The sequence below is a fragment of the Pseudoalteromonas sp. Z9A5 genome, from assembly GCF_011378875.1.
GTDB lineage: Bacteria > Pseudomonadota > Gammaproteobacteria > Enterobacterales > Alteromonadaceae > Pseudoalteromonas.
Genome location: NZ_WTLC01000021.1, coordinates 1 through 21,601 on the forward strand (window position 1 = coordinate 1; position 21,601 = coordinate 21,601).

Genomic DNA, 21,601 nt, shown 5'->3' on the forward strand with positions numbered 1-21,601 from the left:
GCTTTTGGGATAGATAGTGGTTTGGCGATTACTATCAGATCAAATTCAGAGCATGTTTTCAAGTTTTATTCCTTAAGATCCAACCTATGAATAATACTTAGACTTTCCAACCTAATTAACTTTCCTTGTATTAAGTAACAGGAGTTCAACTTAAATAATTTTATTTCACTAACTTTGCTATTACCTATACCTTTCAACCTGTTTTGGTGGCTAAAATTTATGTAGATGCATTTCGCCACGCAATTAATATATTTTCTGATTTAACATGAAGTAAACTCACCTACAACTTATCAAGTCAGTCGAAAAGTAATTTACATAATTAATAAACTTAATGTTTAAGTGCTAAATAACGATAAACACCCTAAATTTTAGCCATCTAGACGTTGAAACGTTTTTTGTAAAAGCGTAGTATGTAGTTAATCTGAGCTGAACTCACTTTTACCATGAGAATTTTTAAAGATGATTGGTCTTAAACACTTAAAAACTATTGCTACCCTAAAAGAAACTGGATCTTTGGTTAATACAGCACGAGAGCTGTTTTTAACGCAATCAGCTTTATCGCATCAAATCAAAGATCTAGAGAATAAACTGGATTGCCAACTATTTGAGCGTAAAACTCAGCCGGTACGATTTACCCCACAAGGAATGTTATTACTCGAGCTTGCTAACGAAATATTACCAAAAGTAGAAGCAACAAAGTGCCGATTAAAAGAAAGTTTAAATCAGCCAATCTCTCAACTTCGTTTGAGTGTTGAGTGCCATGCATGTTTTCATTGGTTACTTCCTACTATTAAAGAATTTAATAACTTTTGGCCTGACATAAAAATTGATTACGAGCGTGGTTTTAGCTACGACGCTATTCCTGATTTGTTAAATGACGAACTAGATTTAGTTTTAACATCTGATATACGTGAGCCAGACAAATTAGAATATGCGCATTTATTCGACTTTAAACTTAAACTGATTGTGGCTCCAGATCACGATTTAGCTAAAAAAGCGTATGTAACAGCGCTTGATTTAAAAAACGAAACTATTATTTCGTATCCAATACCACGTGAACGCCAAGATATTTTTAAACACTTTATCCAAAATGCACGCTTCGATGGTACGTTAAAAACAGTTGATCAAGGGCTACTTATTTTTCAGCTTGTTAGTGCTGGAATGGGAGTTGCTGCATTACCTGATTGGCTTGTTACACCTTATGAAAGCCAAGGCTTAATTAAATCTATTCCTTTGGGAGCACTTGGGTTAACACGCCCAATGTATTTGGCAATGAAAAAAGATATGAAAGATAACCCTGTTTACCGCCACTTTTTAAATACCTGTAAGTTAAATAACGGTCGATAAACACTTAGCTTATGAGTAATATAAACACTAACTTAGCTTTTTATATTACTCATTATGCTTGTTTTTAAAAAATTACTCGGCGGCTTATTAATGCCACTCCCTCTATTTGGTCTACTCGCATTTATTGCGATTTTCTTTGCGCTTAAAGGTTCAAAATCAGCACTGTTTTTATCTTCTTTAAGTATACTTATTTTACTTTTACTAAGTACTCCTTTTGTTGCTAATTTAATTTTAAAAAATAACGAGTCCCCTTCACTCGCTTTTAACTCATTAAAGCACCCTAAAATAGATAAAATAGTGGTACTAGGATGCGACATAAATCCAAACCCGTCCCTAAGCGCAAATAACCAACTTGGTAATTGTGCACTTACACGTTTAGTTGAAGGGGTAAAACTTGCAAAGCATTACCCTAATGCACAACTTATTGTGTCTGGTGCAGGGCACGAAAATATAACTAATAGCGAACTAATGTATAAAACAGCAATTACGTTAGGGGTTAATAAAAATCGGCTCGCTCAAAATGCGAGCGCTACTGATACTGCTGAGGAAGCAAAATTATTGGCACCAAAATTAGTCGACTATAACGTTGCATTAGTTACATCTGTACTGCATATGCCTCGTGCCAAAGACTTATTTAATGCTCAAGGTGTTGAAGTAATAACCGCAGCAACCGATTATCATAACTTTGCAGCTCTACCGTGGCATAAACAATTTATCCCTAATGCTCATGCATTATTTGTGGTTACACAATACAGCCACGAAATAATAGGGAATGCTTGGATAAGCATACGCCGCTGGATAGACCCAGAAGCGCTTTAGTTTTTATTAATTTAATTACTTTAATAGACTTAAATACTAGATCCATGAATAAATTAACCCGTTTATACCAATCTGCTTAAATATGGGTTCTATTTAACGATAAAAGAATTGCACTATAACAAGTTAAAAAATTTTATATCCAGTTGTTCTAAATGAAAATTTTTAACGGTGTTATCTGGAGATTTAATTCGTTAAATTATTTAAGTACTCATGCCGATTGGTATTAAATACCTTTGCTAATTAGTATTAAACTGGGTTATCTATATCTATAAATGTCACGTCAAAGCCATGTTCTTGGGCAAGTAACTCGCCCAAGGCTTTAATCCCATAACGCTCAGTTGCATGATGTCCAGCTGCAAAAAAATCAATATTTTGCTCTCGAGAGCTATGAATTGTTTGCTCCGATGCTTCACCCGTTAAATACGCATCAATACCTTGCTCTGCAGCAAGATCAATATAGCCTTGCCCGCCACCTGTGCATAATGCAATTGTTTCAATTTTAGCTGAGCGCACTAAACTTGTGAGTGGTATACGATTAAGTACTTTTGCAATTTTGTTCGCAAACTCCTCTCCACTTAAAGGGGTTTTTAAACGCCCTTTCATCGCCACACTATTCGCAACAGGCTCAAGCCCTGCTTCAATTTCAATATCTAATAACTTTGCAAGTTGTGCGTTATTACCAATTTCAGGATGAACATCGAGCGGTAGATGATAGCCAAATAAATTAATATCATTTGCTAATAGCGCACCTATACGACGTTTTTTCATTCCTGTAATTTGTTGCGTTTCACCTTTCCAAAAATAGCCATGATGAACCAAAATAGCATCTGCTTTTTGCTCAATTGCAGCATCAATCAATGCTTGGCTTGCTGTTACACCTGTAACTATTTTTTTTATCTCGTTTTTGCCTTCAACTTGTAAGCCATTCGGGCAAAAATCTTTAATTGTGTGGGGTTTTAAAATACCATTTAGAAGTTGGTCAAATTCTCGACGTTGCATACAACTTACCTTACTTAACACTGAATTTTGTACAAATTTTGGCGTTTTAATGATTAAAATGAAAGGAAAATCGCAAAAAATTGAAAAACTATTCTAAAATAGGTATAAATACGGCTTCTTTATCTGTGTTAACAACGTATAGGGTCTCTGATGAGCAAACTAGACAAAACAGAAGTGTTATCTGCCTTTGAAGCAGCGTACGAAACTGCCAATGGTAAAAAACCTGAAATCACAACTAAACCAGGCTGGTATAGCATTGATGGCGGTAAAAATTTACGCCTAGCTGACGTAGCAGAATTAACTAAAAAGTTAAATTCTGGTAAAACGGCTAAAACGAAAAAAACTAAAGCAGCTGCACCAGCTAAAACACAGAAAAAAGCGCCATTCACTGTTGTTACCGAAAACAAAGAAGGTTACACAGCTGAGGAGTCTTGGATTGTTGAATTAGCACGTAAAGATCACGACTGCCGCTTACCGCGCGGTGTTGTTTAATCAACTCACTGTGACTTTAAAAAAACCGCGTTAAGCGGTTTTTTTATGTTTGTTACTTATTGAAAAAGTCAGAAGCCATTTTGCCGCAAAACCACAAATAACAATAAACACCGTACCGACTAATACAGGCATGATCAAAAAATCCCAACTCTGTCCCGATACAATAATTAAAATTGGATTAGCACCCGCTGCTGGATGCACTGTTTTTGTTAGCATCATCAGTGTAATTGCAATCCCAACAGCCAATGCAATTGATACGCTACTATCGCCAATATAAGTTACAAATACAACTCCTACAAACGCTGTAATCAAATGGCCAACAATTACATTTTTTGGCTGTGCTAATGGACTATCCGAAATACCAAATACAAGTACCGCCGTTGCACCAAATGGTGCCATTAACCACAACCCATAATCTCCAACATTGCTTAACCATGCTAAAAAGCCCAGTACTAATGCAGAAAAAATGCCGGCAAAACAGGCTGATTTAATATCAATTGAATTCACTTTAACCTCCCCCTCAAAAGTAGACAGAGCTGTCTACCTATGTAGGGTAGACAATTCGGTCTACTCATGTCAATATTTGTTTTCTAGGAGAGTAAATGACTAAACAAGAACATATTATAGATACCGCACTTAATTTGTTTTACGCCAAGGGCTTGCACGCAGTTGGTATTAATGAAATTTTAACGGTATCTAAAGTAGCTAAAAAAACACTCTATAATCATTTTATTAGCAAAGATGAGTTAATTTGTGCATGTTTAACTAAAAGAGATGAGCGTTTTAATAAATGGTTTAAAAAACGCTGTGATAAACCTCATGCTTTAGAGATAGCCACTTCAATATTTGCAGGGTTAGAGCTATGGTTTGCCAACAAAGTACCTGAGCTTGGAAATTTTCATGGCTGTTTTTTTATAAATACCGCTGCTGAATACCCAATCGCTGAACACCCTATAGCAAAGCAGTGTATACAACATAAACAGACTATATTAGACATAATTTTAGTCGCTTTACTCGCTACACCTGAACTTAAAAGTAATAAAGCTAAAGCATTAGAAATTGCACACACCTTACTAACTCTTAAAGAAGGGTTAATATGCCAAGCGCGTGTAATGCATATTCAACCTATTATTATTCCAAACGTTACTTTGCTAAAACACATAATACAAAGCTAAAAAAAGCGGCTAATAGCCGCTTTTAAAAAGATTAAAAATAAATTATAACTTTTCGAAGTAAAGTGGTTGGCGTTCTTTTTTACCTACTTCATTCATTGTTTCGGCATTGAATAATCGACCATTGATCATGGTGTAATCGATTTTGTCTGAATCACGAATGTTTTTAAGTGGATCGCCATCAATAACCATTAAATCAGCAAGCTTGCCAACTTCAAGTGATCCTACGTTTTTATCAAGCCCTAAATACTTAGCCGGATCAATTGTCGATGCACGTATAGCTTCAAGTGATGTCATACCGCCTTGTGCAAACATCCACATTTCCCAGTGTGCACCTAATCCTTCACGCTGACCGTGTGCACCTAAGTTAACCAGAACACCTAAGTCTTGCAGTTCAGCAGCAACTCGTGCGTTATTAAAGTGGTTATAGTGATGATCGGGCGCTTTAACTCGGCGCATAGAACGCGGTAATAATTGGTTTTTAGGCACAAATTTACTTAAACGCGGATGATTCCATACATCGGTTTTATCGTACCAGTAATTTTCACCCCAAATGCCACCATAAGCCACTACAAGCGTAGGTGTGTAACCTACATCACTTTGCGACCATAACTGTTTTATATCGTCGTATATGTGCTCTACAGGGATTGAATGCTCAATACCTGTATGCCCATCAACAATCATACTTAGATTATGTTGTAATAATGAGCCGCCTTCTGGTACTACCATCATTTCAAGCTCACGACCTGCTTCGATAACTTGTTGGCGCTGCTCACGGCGAGGCTGGTTATACGACTTAACACTAAACGCACCTACTTTTTTTAGACGCTCTAAGTGAAATTTAGCATCATCTAACGAGTCAATATGCGAAGTATAACCTGGCATATTAGCTCCATATAAAATAGTGCCCGTTGAGAAAATACGTGGGCCGACAATCATGCCAGCTTTTTGCATTTCACTTGCTGTAAATATTTCTGAGGTATCGTTTGATGGATCGTGAATTGTAGTTACACCCAATGCTAAGCCTGCAAAATTTTTCCAGTTTTGCTCAGGTATAATTTCATCACTTGCTTGCGAGCCATGTGCATGAGCATCAACAATACCAGGCATTATTGTTTTACCTGTTACATCAATAACCTCAGCATCTTTAGGAATGCTTATATCATTGGCTGCGCCGATTGCTTTAATATGCTTGCCATCAGTTATAATTACACCATTTTCAATAACTTTTTCGCCATCCATAGTAATAATTTTTGCGCCAGTAAGCGCAATCATACCTTTTGGCTCAGCCATTTTTTTACTAAAGCCAATGCTTTCGCCACTCTTAACTTTAAAATCGCTATCGTCTGCGCTGTTAATAGCAAACATACCGTCAAGGCTTGCATGATAAAGTTCAGGACCTAATGTCCAGTAAAGTTTGTTACTTTTAGCGCTCCAACTAATATTTTCACCAGCACGTACCGATAGCTGCTCTATGGGAAATTGGCTGTCTTTAGGACCAATATTAATTATTTTACCGCTTTCAACAAGTGGCGTTACATACACTTTAAAGCGCTCAGCAAAAGCTAAGTACTGCCCATCTGGCGATATTCTAAATTCAGTAGCATGTTCTGATTCATATAATTTACGAACTTTTTTACTTTCAAGCTCCACTACGCTCAATGTTGGCTTTGGCCAAGGGCTCATTATATAAACACGATCATTCGCTGCACCAAATTGTGGTTGATAACCACTTTTTGAAATAAGCTCACTTTTACCGCCTTTAACGCTTACACTATAAACCCCCGGATTGAGTGACCATTTAGGGTTTAAAATACTGCCACCTGTCGCTTTTCGGTAAACAACTGTTTTACCGTCTGGACTAAACGTTGGCTCTACGTACTTGCCAGGCTCTTTAGTAATTGTATCGCCACGACCTCTGCGTGCAGACACAACTCTCACTGACCCTTGTTTGTTATCGTCCCATGTGGTGTAAACTATTTTTTTACCATCGCGGGAGTACTGCGGGAATAATTCATAATGATCAGTTTGCTTTGTTAAACGCTTAATTTTTCCTGATTCTAAATCACGCTTATAAATGTGCCCAAGCGCTTCAAAAATTGCGGTTTTTCCATCTGGGCTTACTTGCACATTACGCAACATTTTTACTTCAAACTCATCGGTATCTAAGTTTTGTGTAAAACGGACTGCTTTTTGGATTTTTTTAGTAGTTTGTACTTTAAAAGGAATGGTTTTTACAGATTTGTCTTCAACATCTAGCTTATGAATTGTTCCACCAGCCCAAAATACCAGTTCTTCATTATCTGGTGTCCATGCAATGGTTGGATAAACCCCGTGAATAGCCCATGTTTCTTGCATATCACGTTCAAGCTTATCGTAAAGCTTAGTGTGCTCACCGCTGGTTAAATCGTATAAATACAGGCTAGTTTGAAAATCATCACGTTTTATATAAGCAAGTTTTTTACCATCAGGAGACGGTGTTGGTCTTATTGCGCCGCCCATGCCATCAATCACGGTTTCAATTTCACCTGTTTCACGGTCGTAGCGTTTAATTTTATAAATACCTGCTACAGAATCCTTTGAATAATGAAATGTTTTACCAGGTGTCGCATCATGTGAAAAGTATACATAACGACCATCAGGCGAAAACATAGGCTCACCTAAATCTTTTTGATCGTTCTCACGTTTAGTAAGTTGTACTCCTTTGCCACCCGCTTTATGGTAAAGCCATACTTCACCTGCACCAAGTGAACGACTAGCCGTAAAGTGTTTACGAGCAACTAAATAATCACCATCGGGGCTCCATGCAGGGCTATTTAATAAACGAAAGGTTTCGTCGGTAACGGCTGTTTGGTTTTCACCTTTTAAGTCCATTATCCAAATGTTATCGCCACCACCTTGATCTGAGGTAAACGCAATATGTTTTCCATCTGGGCTAAAACGGGGCTGCATTTGCCATGCAATATCGGATGTAAGTTTTGTCGCTGTACCGCCACTCATCGCCATGGTGTAAATATCGCCAAGTAAGTCAAACACAACGGTTTTACCATCGGGGCTAATATCAATATTCATCCAAGTGCCTTGCTCAACACTTATAGCAGCATCTACAAACTGCCCTTTAGGTGAATCTACTTGCCATTTTTGTTCATCTTCTTCTGTGGCATTCACTTGCCCTACTGCTAATGACACAGATAGTGCCAATACTGTATGAAGCATTTTTTTCATGCGTTTCTCGCTTGTTATTGTTGCAGGTAAAACTATTTTACATGATTGCAACAAAAACAAGCGAGACTTGCCAGCATTATATGATAAAGCGCAGTTTATTAAGTTTAATGCCAAACAATAGGGTCAAATTGATAGTAATTAACCAACATACTATAAATTTCAGGATCGTAGCGTCGAAGTTCAGCTGGTTTTTCAATAAAGGTCTCGGTGAGCACAGCAAAAAACTCCGCTTCATTAGTTGCACCATAACTGTGAATAACATGCGGCATGCTATAGGCAACATGGCTTTTTAACTGCGTAAACGCACGACTAAATACTCGCCCCCATTCTTTGTAATCTGCTGAGCTTTTTAAAAGTGGTGTGCCTGTGGTTTTACCTGTTTCTTGATCGAGTTGATGTGCAAATTCGTGAAAAACCAAATTATGCCCATCACTAGGCAAGCGATTTCCTTCAAGCACATCGTGCCAACTTAGTACAAGCGTACCCCCAGGCCAAGATTCGCCTAACCGCACTGTATTATGGTAACTCACAAGCCCTGCACTATCGCGAGTTGATTGCGGCGCGTAATAAGCACTTGGATATAATAAAATTTCTTTTACATTTTTATAAAGTGGCCACGGTTTATTTAAAACCAGTACACACGCATCAGCAGCAACAATCAATTTCATTGCCGGTGTAAGCTTTAAGCCATCACAGCCAACAAAGCGTTTTTCATTTAAAAACCACGTTATATGACGCTCTAACTTTTCTCTATCGGCATCTGTCATTTTTTTATAAATAGGCATGCAGCGTAATAAAATATCTTTTTGCTGTGAATTTAAAGCAAAGTCTCTATATTTTTTACGCCATAGTCGAGTTTGAATTGATGGCCAGCGCCAAAAAACAACGACGAAAAGAATTAAAATAAAAATTAACAGTCCATTTATCATGAGGGCATCCTAAGCCAAAGTGTTCTATATAAATATGTCCGCAGAGGGCATTTTTCAATCAAATAATTTCAGTGCGATTTCGACCACTATTTTTAGCTTTGTATAGTGCTTGATCTGCCCGCGATAGTAATCGGTCGTAGTCATTAATACCAATTGAATCTGAAATACCAAAACTTACCGTTACATTAAGGTTTTGAGCTACCGTTGAAAAATCGTTATTACTGATATTTTCTCGAAGTTGCTCGCAAATAACGCGTGCCTCAAAAGCCGTTTTACCCGGAAATAACAGTGTAAACTCTTCGCCGCCCCAACGAGCAATTTCTTGCTCACCTTCACTATTTGTTTTAAGAATTCGGGCTATCGTACAAATTACTTTATCCCCAACAATATGCGACCAACCATCATTAATACGTTTAAAGTGATCAATATCCATTATTGCAATAGCGAGTGGTTTATTTTGAGTTTTAAATGATGCAAAGTTTTTAGCAAGCCAGCTATCAAATGCACGCCTATTTGGCATATCGGTTAATTGATCGTGAGTTGCTTGGTAAGCAAAAGCATCAGCTTGCTTTTGTAAGTCTTGAGTTTGGCTTTCAACTCGGCTAATTAGTTTTATTTCTACCTGTTTATAATGGTACAAACGATACTTATAAATAGCGTAAACGGTTAAGGTAAGTATAAAAAACACAAATAATTTAAAACTCATTTTTTGCCAAAAATGTGCTTGAATAACAAAACTAATTACTTTGTGATTTTGTTGCCACTTTGCGTTTGGATAACCTGCACGAACCATAAAGGTGTACCTACCAGCCGGTAAATTAGTGTATTCCGCTGTAGTACTATGTTGTCGATTAACCCACTTGTTATTAAACCCCTCTAATCGAGTCTGAAAGTTTAATCGCTGAGGCATAATAAAACTCAACCCAGCATACTGAAAAGATAACCGAGATACTCCCGGCGGCAATAACACCGATTCACCATCTAATGGTAAAGCGGTTGGTTTACCATCAACATAAAAGCTTTCAATAATAGTGGGCAACGAAACTTGAGTAGATGCCTGTAAACGAGCTGGTTTAACTGAGCTCACGCCCTTTGCGGTTGCAAACCAAAGCGTCCCATCATTATGTGCTGTAGCAGAGGGCGTTGAGCCCCCATTAGCTTGAGCACTGAGCATACCATCACCCTCATCATAAAGCTGATACTCTAATGGAATCACTTTTTTTTCTGCATCTGTATTAAGAATGTATTGAATCTGTTTTTTTTCTATTTGAATAATGCCGCGATTACTCGATAACCAAAAGGATTTTTCGGTAGCGACTACCTGAAATAACTTATCTACGGGTAGGCCTTGCTCACGTCCTAATATAGCCATTTCGCCTGTTGTGTATGTGTAGCGTACTAATCCTCGATCGGTAGCCATCCACATATAATCTTTATCTATATAAAAGCCAAACGCATACTCAGCAGCAAAACTTTTAGGAAAACTTAATGTAGTAAATTTCTCAGTGATTATATCAAATACAACAACACCAATGCCTGTTCCTACCCATATATTGCCTTGATTATCCTCACTCAATGCCATAACAAAGCCACTTGGCAGCTCTGCTTTATTAGTAAATTGCACTAACGTGCCATCTTCTTCTACACGAGTAAGCCCAGAGGCAGTACCAATCCATAAACGATTTTTTGAATCAAGGAGCAGCGTTCTTACTTCATTGCTGCCCAAACCATTATCACGATTTAAATAAGGCGTAATAACTCCGTTCTCAACTTTTAATACGCCTGAGGTGTAAGTTCCTAATAAAACCTCACCATTTTTGCCTTCAAGCAAACTAAGTACTGAATAAGATGAGTCTTTATTAATATCAGTGAAACTAGTTATCTTATTTTTATTAAGACGATTAAGCCCAGTGCTACTTCCAATCCATAAGCTGCCATCTGAATGCGATAATACGGTTCGGACGTAATCTCCAGCTAACCCTCTTTTTTTAGTCCAATATGAAAACGGGGCTTCTCTTAATCTAAACAAGCCTGCGTTAGTGCCTATCCAAATACTATTTTCTCGGTCTTGTAGCATGGATAATATACGGTTAGCAGGTAACCCATTTTCAGAATCTAGTTGCTCTAAGCCATCAGGGCTAAGTCTAAATACGCCTTTGTTTATAGTACCAAACCATAAATCACCATGATCATCTTCCAACAAACTAGAAATAGATTCAGTACTTAGTTGAGGGTCAACAGGCTCAAAGTGTTCATTATTTAAAATGTAAGCTCCTTTTTCACTGCCAATCAATAACTGTCCATCTCTCGTAATAAGTAAGTTATAAACAGGAGAATTAGGGAGTCCATATTCAGGGGTAACTAAAGTGGCATGTTTATCTGTAATTTTATAAAGACCGTCGCTTGTTGCTGCCCATATAATATTACTAGCATCTTCGATTATTCTATAAGCGCTCACATTTTTTATTATCGAAATGTCTTTTTTACTATTCGCTGCACGATAAAATACGCCATCGTTTTCAAGTGCAAGCCACAATGCGTTATCTTTGCTTTTAAATAAATGGTTAACCATACCGGCTGCCGAAAATTGGGTATCCCAAAGACGGTTATGATATAGGCTGACCCCCCCTCTTGAGCCGGCTATATATAAGTCACCATCATCTGTAGGTGTAAGTGTACGTAAACCAGAATCGGGAAGGTTGTTTATCTCGGAGCGAGTAAACAATTTAAATTCTTGACCATTAAAGCGCGCTAGCCCTTCCCAAGTCGCTATCCACAAATAACCATCTTGAGTTTGAGCAACGCTATTAATACTATTATGAGGTAAACCTGAGCGTGTATTCCATGTCTCAGAAAAGTAATCGCTAAGCGGTAAACGCGTTTGCTCTTGTGCTTCACAAACAAATATGACGAACAAAGAACATAAAATGCCTAAACATTTCATCATAAACAGCCTTTATAATTATTTTTTAACTAATAAATTAGCGATACAGACTAGACACCAATGTAACTAAACGTAATTACATCTAAACCTAAACTTTTGAATAACTGGAAATATTACCACAGGGCTTACTTCTATTACATTAACAAATCGTTACAAAAGTCATTAAATGTAGTTTGAAGCGTGTTTATAAACTTTGCTACGTGCAATCCATCCATTAATGAATGATGCACATCAATTGCTAAAGGTATCGTTCCTGTATGTTTATCATACTGACCAAACACAAATTTGGGGATCCCTAAACTTTGATCGTCACTAAATGCATGCGAAAATGCGCTAAAATTTAACCATGGCAAAACTGATATATGAATTAAATCTGCTTGTCCTTCGGTTTGGGCAAACGCATCAGAAAAAAGCGGTTGCGACTTCGCTTTTTCACCCACCTGCTCTGCATGAACAGTAAACTCTTTGAACGTGTTTTTATAATTAAAATAACTAAATATAAACGTATCGTTTTTGGCAAGTTCAACCACACTGGCACGCACAGTATTAAGTAAACATGGCTTACTATTATTTATACGTAACATTATTGGTTCATATGCATAGCAAGCTTTTAAGGTGCAATACACATACGCTTGAAAAAAAGAAATTTGATTGGTTTTACAATAATCGTATAGCGTTTGAATATCTAAACGTACACACACATTAAAATAAGGCTGAGAGAAGTTTTTAAATAATTCAAAATGTTGCTTTCGAGGCCAATTATCGAAGTCGATAGGCTGCATAAGAGAAGTTGAAGAAGTCATAATTTGCCGCACAAAATTAAAAATAAATTGTACCGCTGTTCAATAATAATTGCATTAACTTACAGATAAACAAAAGGTGTGCAATTGCACACCTTTATTGCATTTCAGCTTAAATTTATAGACCGTTTTTAATGATCTCTTGTGCTAATTCGTCAGCAATTAAATGCGTAGATTTTTGCTCTTTTTCGCTTCGAGCAAAGATTTCAGTTAACGTTTTAAAAATACCTTCAACATGCTTATTTGAAGCATCGCTACTGTAACCTTCTGGTGCTGTTTCGTAATAAACGTTAATAATACCACCGGCGTTAATTACGTAATCTGGAGCATATAAAATGCCTTTTTCACGAATAACTTCACCGTGGCGAGATTCAGCTAACTGATTGTTAGCACAACCCGCAATAATAGTTGCCTTTAAACGCGGTATAGTTAAATCGTTAACAGTTGCACCTAATGCACAAGGTGCATATACATCAACATCTAAGTCGTAAATTTCATCAATGCCAACCGCAGTTGCGCCAAACTCATTAACAACACGGTCAATAGCTACTTGGTTAATATCTGTTACAAACAACTCAGCGCCAGCATCGGCTAAATGTTTACATAAACCATAGGCAACAGCACCTAAACCTTGAACGGCTACTTTTATACCTGCAAAGTTTTGATGACCACGTTGATGTTGTAACGCGGCTTTAATTCCTAAAAAAGTACCGTATGCTGTAAATGGTGATGGATTACCACTTTTGCCTTCAAGTCCAAGTACGTAATTAGTTTCTTTATTCATAAGTGCAACATCAGCACAGGTAATATTTACATCTTCGGCTGAGTAATAGCTGCCATTTAATCGCTCTAATTGACGACCAAATGCACGAAATAATTGTTCCGATTTAATTTCTTTCGCATTGCCTATAATTACAGATTTGCCGCCACCAAATGGTAAGCGTGCTACTGCGTTTTTATAAGTCATGCCCTTCGATAAGCGCAGTACGTCATAAACCGCATCTTCGTCGTTCGCATAATCCCACATTCTACATCCGCCAACAGCAGGACCTAGCTTAGTGTTATGTACAGCAATAATTGCTTTTAAACCCGACTCTTCATCAGAACAAAAAACCACTTGTTCGTGGTTATCAAATTCAACTCGATTAAACACAGCCACTTAAAATACTCCGAAATAGTTAACCCGTGAGAGGGTATGCGCGCTGGAAATTGCCGAGACTTTATCACTTCATATTCGAGTTCGCTATACTCACAGAAGATAAAACCAATGAAAACATCAAGCTTAAATTAAATAACCTAATTAAAACTTTTATATAGATAAAAAATTCACAAAACCGCCATTTGTAAGTTTTAAAAACTATAAATAGAACAACCACACCAACTTACGTTTACGTGAACGTAATGCAGCTGTTGCATGTAAAGTTTAATATACAAGTGCTACTTGCCCGCCACGTACTGCTGCCTATAGGTTTTCAGTAAAAAGTGAGCTTTTTCGCAAACTGGTCAGAGCTGTAAGATTGGTAATGGCTCTATTTAAAAAACAAAAAAGCGAGCACTAGGCTCGCTTTTAAAAGCATAACTTACGTTATTTTAGTTTGCTATCAAGCTCTTCTATTTTAGCTTTCCAGATCGCAGGACCTTGTGTATGCGCATTAGCGCCTTCACTGTCTACTGCAACGGTCACTGGCATATCTTCTACTTCAAATTCATAAATAGCTTCCATACCTAAATCTTCAAAAGCAACTACGCGTGCTTTTTTAATTGCTTTAGATACTAAGTAAGCCGCACCGCCTACGGCCATTAAATAAACAGATTTATGCTCTTTAATAGACTCAACAGTTGCAGGTCCACGTTCAGCTTTACCAATCATGCCTACAATGCCTGTTTTTTCTAGCATCATATCGGTGAATTTATCCATGCGAGTAGCTGTTGTAGGGCCTGCAGGACCTACCGCTTCATCACGTACCGCATCTACTGGTCCAACGTAATAAATAAATTTATTATCAAAGTCTACGCCTTTTGGTAAACCTTCGCCTGAGTTGATCATATCTTGTAGACGTTTATGCGCTGCATCACGACCCGTTAAAATAGTGCCTGAAAGTAAAACGGTTTCGCCCATTTTCCATTCTTGAACATCTTTTTTGGTCAGTGTATTTAAGTCAACACGACGTGTGCCTTCGCCCACTTCAAATGTAACTTGTGGCCAATCCTCTAGTTTAGGTGCTTTTAAATTAGCAGGACCAGAACCATCAAGCGTAAAATGTACATGACGAGTTGCTGCGCAGTTAGGGATCATTACTACAGGTTTTGAAGCCGCATGCGTTGGTGCTGTTTTAATTTTAACGTCAACAACCGTTGTTAAACCGCCTAACCCTTGTGCACCAATACCTAATTTATTAGCACGGTCAAAAATTTCTAAACGTAGTTTTTCTTCTGTTGTTTCTGCACCGCGTTCCATTAACTCATGGATATCAACTGGGTCCATTAACGACTCTTTAGCCATTACTGCCGCTTTTTCAGCCGTACCACCAATACCTATACCTAGCATGCCTGGCGGACACCAACCAGCACCCATTGTCGGTAATGTTTTTTCTACCCATTCAGCAACATCATCTGACGGGTTTAACATAACCATTTTACTTTTGTTTTCAGAGCCGCCGCCTTTAGCCGCAACCATTACTTCTACTTTACCACCAGCCACTAAATCAATATGTACAACCGAAGGCGTATTATCTTTCGTGTTTTTACGCGTGCCCGCAGGGTCTGCAACAATAGATGCACGTAAAGGATTATCTGGATTCAAATATGCACGACGAGTACCTTCATCAACCATTTGTTGAACGGTTAAATCTGTTTTATCCCACTTAACATCCATACCTACTTTAACAAAACAGGTAATAATACCGGTATCTTGGCAAAGTGGACGCTTGCCTTCAGCCGACATGCGTGAGTTAATTAAAATTTGTGCAATGGCGTCTTTAGCCGCTTTACTTTGTTCTTTGTTGTAGGCTTTCTCGAGTGCTTGAACAAAATCAAGTGGGTGATAGAACGAAATATATTGTAATGCATCTTCAATGCTATCAATAAAATCTTGCTGACAAATTGTACTCATAGTGGTTCCTTAAGTTACCGTTACGCGTTGTCGCGTAAACTAAATCAAACCGGTGACGGTGGTTTGCACTGTTTTTTGCAGCTTAGTGCTGCCAAAAAATTTGACTTATGATACCCTCCCAGCCCGTTTCGAGCCAGTTCTTAAAGGGGTAGTAAATGCTAAACAATAAAAATAATTGTATTAAATTAGCCATAAAGCAAAGCTGTATTGATGTATTTGCACATTTTGCACACCTTCCTTATGCCATATTGCTCGATTCTGCCAATAGTGACCATGTAAATAGTCGCTTTGATATTATAGCTATCGAACCTACAAAAACGCTTGAAGTTCAAAACAACAAAAGTTTTCTAAATGATCAACAAAGCTGTAAAAGCTGTTTTGAAATAATGAATAGTGAACTTGCACTTCTTGATAAAACAAAAGCCGATTACGATTTACCCTTTAACGGCGGTTGGCTTGGTTACTTTGGCTACGACCTAGGCCGTACAATTGAAAACATTCCCACTAATGCTATCGAAGATATTAATCTTCCTCAAATGGCTATTGGCCTTTATTTAGATGCCCTTATTTACGATAAACAACAACAAAGCTGGTTTTATGTATCGCAGCCAAACGTTAATCGCCTCAGGCTTTATGAGCAGTATTTAGATGCACCAATAACTAACTTAAACTTCAAATTGAGTACTGATTGGCACTCAAACATGAGTAAAGATGCGTATGCTGCAAAATTTGCCCAAATTGAGGAGTATTTAAAAAGTGGCGATTGTTACCAAATTAATTTAGCGCAGCGCTTTAACGCTCAGTTTGAAGGCTCCCCTTGGGCAGCTTATATTAAACTGCGTGAGGCTAATAAAGCGCCGTTTTCAAGCTTTATAAATCACCCTCAAGGGGCTATTTTATCAATCTCCCCTGAGCGCTTTATATCTGTAAATAATAACGTTGTAGAAACCAAACCGATTAAAGGCACACTGCCACGAAAAGCGGATGCGTTAGAGGATCAATGTCAAGCACAAATACTCGCTGCATCAGCAAAAGATCGCGCTGAAAATGTCATGATTGTTGATTTACTGCGTAACGATTTAGGCAAAGTAGCAAAGCCTGGAAGTGTTCAGGTCCCTTCCCTTTTTGCTATCGAAAGCTTTCCGGCAGTGCATCATTTAGTGAGCACAGTAACCTCAGAACTTGATGAAGGAAAAACAGCGGTCGATCAGCTTCAGGCGGCTTTTCCGGGCGGCTCTATTACTGGCGCACCTAAAATAAGAGCGATGCAAATAATTGAAGAACTAGAGCCACATCGTCGCAGTATTTACTGCGGTTCAATTGGCTATTTAAGTGCGTGCGGCAATATGGACACCAGTATTACTATTCGTACCTTGGTATGCCACCAACAACAAATTTACTGTTGGGCAGGCGGCGGAATCGTAGCTGATTCTAAAGTCGAATTGGAATATCAAGAAACATACGATAAAGTAAACAAAATCCTCCCTTTATTAAAACAGTAGGTCGCTTTGAATAGTGAACATATTATGGCGCGTTTTCTGTTAAGCCCTACGGCTGCGCCAAATCAATTAAAAGACACGCGTAAAAAGCGTGCTAGCGCTGTTATGCTGCCTATTATTGATATAAATGACCATGCCCATATTTTACTGTGTAAGCGCCCTACCTATTTACACCATCACCCTGGGGAGATTTGTTTGCCTGGGGGCAAATTTGAAGTAAGCGATGTTACTCTTCGCACCACAGCACTTCGTGAATTAAAAGAAGAGTTAAATATTGCCGCGAGTAACGTTAAAGTATTAGGCAGCTTACCAGAGTATTCAACTTTAACGGGTTTTAGTATTAGCCCGTACGTGGGCTTACTAAGCAAAGGCACCACGTGGGAAAATGACTATAATGAAGTACAAGCCAGCTTTTTGTTGTCGATCTCAGATTTAAATAACGAAGCTAACTGGCAACCTTTACCTTTTCAACGGTTTGGAAAAACAGTGATTTTGCAGGGGTTTAAAACGCCTAATGGACTACTGTGGGGTGCTACGGCAAACATTATAAAAAACTTTACAAAACAACTCGCCTTACCAGTTTAAATCTTAGCTATTAGTAGTTACACGATTGCAATTCCACGTTATCATGGTCGACCGTTCAAAGAACAGCCTCGTGCTGAGAAACAAAGTAGAGACACACACATTATGATCAGTGCATTTGATATGTTTAGCATTGGCATTGGCCCATCGTCGTCACACACCGTTGGTCCAATGCGCGCATCACGTTTATTTGTTAATGAACTCCAAGAAAAACAATTATTAGCAAATGTTACCGATATAAAAGTAGAGCTTTATGGCTCGCTAGGTCAAACAGGCGTTGGACATGGTTCAGGTAAAGCCGTCATACTTGGCTTAGCTGGTTACGATCCTGAAACTATAGATGCCGATTTAGTCGATGATATTTTAGCGACCATTGAAAATGATCAGGTTATTTATTTAAATCAAATACACAAAGCAAAGTTTCCAAAACAAGGGGCTATTGTTTTTCATCGCCGTAAAACCCTGCCAAAGCATTCTAATGCAATGGAAATTATTGCCTCAAACAACGGCGAAAAAGTTTACAGTAAAGTGTATTACTCTATCGGTGGCGGTTTTATTGTTACTGACGAAGAATTTGAAAACGAAAAACAAGCTGCCCTCGATATTAGAGAAGAAAACCCCGCTCCTTTTCCATTCGATAGCGCAAAAGAGCTACTAGAAATGTGTAAAGAATCTGGCTTTAGCGTATCAAGCTTGATGATGAAAAACGAAAAGACACTACGCACTGAAGATGAAGTAAAAGATGAGTTGTTTCATATCTGGCAAGTAATGATGGCTTGTATTGACCGTGGTGTTCGAACCGAAGGTATTTTACCAGGTGGCTTAAAAGTAAAACGTCGTGCACCGAGTTTATACTTAAAACTAAATATAGAAGTAAGTAACGACCCTCTTCGTGCAATGGACTGGGTTGATTTATTTGCTCTTGCTGTAAATGAAGAAAATGCTGCTGGTGGTCGAGTAGTTACCGCCCCCACCAACGGTGCTGCAGGTATTTTACCTGCTGTACTGATGTACTATCACAAATTTGTAAAAGAAGTAGACCGCGATATAGCAACACGTTATTTATTAACGGCTGCGGCTATTGGTATTTTATATAAAAAGAATGCCTCTATTTCGGGTGCTGAAGTAGGTTGCCAAGGTGAAGTTGGCGTTGCATGTTCTATGGCAGCAGGCGCATTAACAGAAATTGTTGGTGGTAATGTTGTACAAGTAGAAAACGCAGCAGAAATTGGTATGGAACATAACTTAGGTCTAACGTGTGACCCTGTTGGTGGCTTAGTGCAAGTGCCATGCATTGAACGCAATGCAATGGGCGCCATTAAAGCGATTAACGCTTCGCGTTTAGCTATTCGTGGCAGTGGCGAGCAAAAGGTATCTCTTGATAAAGTGATTAAAACCATGCTTGAAACCGGCAACGATATGAAAACTAAATACAAAGAAACCGCTCGCGGTGGATTAGCTGTTAATATTATCGAGTGTTAGTCAGCCCTTTATAAAAAGAAAAAAGCCATCTATTTAAAGTAGACGGCTTTTTTATTATTCGTTGAATGTAATTAACCTGAACTTTAGATAATACATCTATCTCAAGCAGCTATTTAACTGGTAATTCTATATCTGCAAATAATTTATCTACGTCATCTTGATTACGCATTAAACTTGCACGCTCTACTCGCTCTTTGGTTAAGTGCGGCGCAAAACGCTCAATAAAGTCATACATATAGGTACGTAAAAAACTGCCTTTTCTAAAGCCAATTTTAGTTGTGCTCGCTTCAAATAAATGACTTGCATCAATACAAACCAAATCTGTATCGCTTACTTGATCTATTGCCATTGAAGCCACAACACCTACACCTAAACCCAATCGTACGTATGTTTTAATAACATCAGCATCGGTTGCTGTAAATACAATATGCGGCTCAAGCCCGTGTGCACTAAATGCTTTATCTAACTCTGAGCGTCCGGTAAAACCAAATACATAAGTAATTAATGGATACTGAGCAATATCAGCCACAGTTAAACTATGTGCTTTTTTAGCTAACGGATGGTCTTTAGCTACTACAATGCTGCGATTCCAGTGATAACACGGCAACATGACTAAATCTGAATACAAATGCAAAGCTTCTGTTGCTATTGCAAAGTCAGCATCGCCTCGTGCTGCTGCATCAGATATTTGTTGTGGTGTGCCTTGGTGCATATGCAGTGATACCGCAGGGTATTTTTTCATAAACCCTTGGATAACATTTGGGAGCGCGTAGCGAGCCTGAGTATGTGTAGTGGCAATATTCAATTTACCTTGATCAGGCAAAGTATGCTCATTCGCAACTGCTTTTATACCTTCTACTTTAGAAAGTATTTCGCGCGAAATGTTAATGATATCCTCACCAGCACCAGTAACATGCGTTAAATGCTTTCCGCTACGACCAAAAATTTGCACACCTAACTCATCTTCTAACATTCGTACTTGTTTAGAAATACCAGGTTGCGAGGTAAATAAGCTCTCAGCAGTTGCTGAAACATTTAATTTATGATTTTGTACTTCTACGATATATCTGAGCTGTTGTAGTTTCATGGCTGCATATTTTAACGTTATTATTCATATTATATATAAAGGCTACACTCACTAAAACCAAGCGTTATTTCACTTTAAAGGTAGTTTTAGTTCAATGTTAATGTATTTTATATGTTTAGAGTTTAAGGCTAGCACAATAAATATGCTTCAGATAGCAATGATTATCCGGTTTAATCTTATAATCCCTTAAGGTTGTAGCGCTTTATTTGCATATTTTAAAGTTAATCGGTGCAAAACTATCCTGTAACCATATTTTTAATGTAAGATTAACGAATTAGGTTATGAATCCGAGAATTACACCATGATCGTTTCTATTATAATTGTACTTATAGTTGCACTGATTGTGATTGCACTTTGGGTAAGTGCTGTACAACAACACAAAGAAAAACAAGAAAGCGAGCGTCGTAAAGAACTCACAAAACAAAAAGCGATAATAGAAGAAACTGAAGAAGCACTTATGAATAGTGCCAACATTCCGCTATCTGAATATATTATCCGTATTTTACAACGCCGTATTTACGAAGCACTAAGTACCATGGTGACTAACTCACCTAATTCTAAAGCACTGAAAAGTCGTTTAAATGAAGCAAAAGAACATCTTACAAATGCTGTGCAAGGTAACAACAACGAGACTCTATCTTTACCAAGTAACGACAAGCAACTCGTTAGCCTTATACAAGGCATAAAAAAGTTACGCGTTATTTTACGTTCAGAACATAATAAAGGTAGAGTAGATAGCCAAACGTTTGTAGCCGAAGATAAACGCCTTGAAAAACTTCAACTGCGTATAAACATTGAAAGCCAAATTAAGCGTGGTTTATCTGCACGTTCAGCGAATATGGTTGGCTCTGCAAGACAATATTTTGAAAAGGCACATGCAACATTAAGCGCTGTTTCTTATTCTGATGATTATGTAACCGCTAAGCGCCAAGAAGTTGAAGGTTACCTAGAAGCCATAAGTGTTGAGCTTAGAGCATCTAATGCAAGTGCACTTAAAAAGAAAAACGAACAAGAGCAAGATGATTTAGATGTACTGTTTGCTCCAAAGAAAAAATGGTAACCCCTTTGTAAAATTAAATATTAAAAAAGCCCATATAAACCTATATGGGCTT

General features: G+C 38.0%; 17 protein-coding genes. 8 read left to right on the forward strand and 9 right to left on the reverse strand.

Translation table 11 applies throughout. The annotated features are described in order from the left end of the window. Window positions 1-459: 459 nt before the first annotated feature. Both GQR56_RS11980 and GQR56_RS11985 read left to right on the forward strand, forming a co-directional pair. Entirely contained in the window at window positions 460-1,347 is an 888-nt protein-coding gene (locus GQR56_RS11980) for a LysR family transcriptional regulator (protein ID WP_024611887.1), read from the forward strand. A 54-nt stretch (window positions 1,348-1,401) separates the two neighbouring features. Then, window positions 1,402-2,166: a YdcF family protein gene (locus GQR56_RS11985; RefSeq protein WP_166111755.1), complete on the forward strand. Its 765-nt coding sequence runs from the start codon at window positions 1,402-1,404 to the stop codon at window positions 2,164-2,166. Between the two features lie 246 nt (window positions 2,167-2,412). Here GQR56_RS11985 and GQR56_RS11990 read toward each other — a convergent pair whose 3' ends face one another. Next, window positions 2,413-3,165, reverse strand: a complete 753-nt coding sequence (locus tag GQR56_RS11990; protein WP_166111758.1) for a Nif3-like dinuclear metal center hexameric protein — start codon at window positions 3,163-3,165, stop codon at window positions 2,413-2,415. A gap of 150 nt (window positions 3,166-3,315) precedes the next feature. Between GQR56_RS11990 and GQR56_RS11995 the strand changes: the two genes are divergently transcribed. Then, a complete protein-coding gene (locus GQR56_RS11995) occupies window positions 3,316-3,657 on the forward strand; it encodes a hypothetical protein (protein ID WP_024611884.1) in 342 nt (113 codons plus the stop codon). Between the two features lie 30 nt (window positions 3,658-3,687). Here GQR56_RS11995 and GQR56_RS12000 read toward each other — a convergent pair whose 3' ends face one another. After that, complete coding sequence (locus tag GQR56_RS12000) at window positions 3,688-4,164, reverse strand: HPP family protein (protein ID WP_166111761.1); 477 nt, start codon at window positions 4,162-4,164, stop codon at window positions 3,688-3,690. A gap of 95 nt (window positions 4,165-4,259) precedes the next feature. On the opposite strand from GQR56_RS12000, the gene GQR56_RS12005 reads away from it, so the two are divergent. Further along, entirely contained in the window at window positions 4,260-4,832 is a 573-nt protein-coding gene (locus GQR56_RS12005; RefSeq protein WP_024611882.1) for a TetR/AcrR family transcriptional regulator, read from the forward strand. Window positions 4,833-4,874: 42 nt separating this feature from the next. Here the strand turns inward: GQR56_RS12005 and GQR56_RS12010 are convergent, their stop codons facing one another. From GQR56_RS12010 to GQR56_RS12035, 6 genes are all read right to left on the reverse strand, one after another. Continuing rightward, window positions 4,875-8,054: an amidohydrolase family protein gene (locus tag GQR56_RS12010; RefSeq protein WP_024611881.1), complete on the reverse strand. Its 3,180-nt coding sequence runs from the start codon at window positions 8,052-8,054 to the stop codon at window positions 4,875-4,877. A 104-nt stretch (window positions 8,055-8,158) separates the two neighbouring features. Then, window positions 8,159-8,983 carry a M90 family metallopeptidase gene (locus GQR56_RS12015; protein ID WP_166111764.1) on the reverse strand — a complete coding sequence of 275 codons (825 nt, stop codon included), beginning with the start codon at window positions 8,981-8,983 and terminating at the stop codon, window positions 8,159-8,161. Window positions 8,984-9,041: 58 nt separating this feature from the next. Next, window positions 9,042-11,930, reverse strand: a complete 2,889-nt coding sequence (locus tag GQR56_RS12020; RefSeq protein ID WP_346775765.1) for a two-component regulator propeller domain-containing protein — start codon at window positions 11,928-11,930, stop codon at window positions 9,042-9,044. A 131-nt stretch (window positions 11,931-12,061) separates the two neighbouring features. Continuing rightward, window positions 12,062-12,709 carry a chloramphenicol acetyltransferase gene (locus tag GQR56_RS12025; protein WP_166111882.1) on the reverse strand — a complete coding sequence of 216 codons (648 nt, stop codon included), beginning with the start codon at window positions 12,707-12,709 and terminating at the stop codon, window positions 12,062-12,064. Between the two features lie 136 nt (window positions 12,710-12,845). Then, a complete protein-coding gene (locus GQR56_RS12030; protein ID WP_024611554.1) occupies window positions 12,846-13,886 on the reverse strand; it encodes a Glu/Leu/Phe/Val dehydrogenase in 1,041 nt (346 codons plus the stop codon). A 426-nt stretch (window positions 13,887-14,312) separates the two neighbouring features. After that, on the reverse strand, window positions 14,313-15,839 hold the full coding sequence (locus GQR56_RS12035; protein WP_007583843.1) for a fumarate hydratase: 1,527 nt from the start codon (window positions 15,837-15,839) through the stop codon (window positions 14,313-14,315). 155 nt (window positions 15,840-15,994) lie between these two features. Here GQR56_RS12035 and pabB point away from each other — a divergent pair, with 155 nt between their 5' ends. The 3 genes from pabB to GQR56_RS12050 all read left to right on the forward strand — a co-directional run bounded on the left by pabB (window position 15,995) and on the right by GQR56_RS12050 (window position 19,402). Further along, on the forward strand, window positions 15,995-17,341 hold the full coding sequence (gene pabB / locus GQR56_RS12040) for an aminodeoxychorismate synthase component I (RefSeq protein WP_024611555.1): 1,347 nt from the start codon (window positions 15,995-15,997) through the stop codon (window positions 17,339-17,341). 6 nt (window positions 17,342-17,347) lie between these two features. Further along, window positions 17,348-17,923, forward strand: coding sequence for a CoA pyrophosphatase (locus GQR56_RS12045; RefSeq protein ID WP_024611556.1), 576 nt, complete (start codon window positions 17,348-17,350; stop codon window positions 17,921-17,923). Between the two features lie 102 nt (window positions 17,924-18,025). Further along, window positions 18,026-19,402, forward strand: a complete 1,377-nt coding sequence (locus GQR56_RS12050; RefSeq protein ID WP_024611557.1) for an L-serine ammonia-lyase — start codon at window positions 18,026-18,028, stop codon at window positions 19,400-19,402. Window positions 19,403-19,511: 109 nt separating this feature from the next. On the opposite strand, the gene cysB is transcribed toward GQR56_RS12050, so the two are convergent. Then, entirely contained in the window at window positions 19,512-20,489 is a 978-nt protein-coding gene (gene cysB, locus GQR56_RS12055) for an HTH-type transcriptional regulator CysB (RefSeq protein ID WP_024611558.1), read from the reverse strand. A 301-nt stretch (window positions 20,490-20,790) separates the two neighbouring features. Between cysB and GQR56_RS12060 the strand changes: the two genes are divergently transcribed. After that, window positions 20,791-21,549: a hypothetical protein gene (locus GQR56_RS12060; RefSeq protein ID WP_024611559.1), complete on the forward strand. Its 759-nt coding sequence runs from the start codon at window positions 20,791-20,793 to the stop codon at window positions 21,547-21,549. Window positions 21,550-21,601 lie beyond the last annotated feature (52 nt).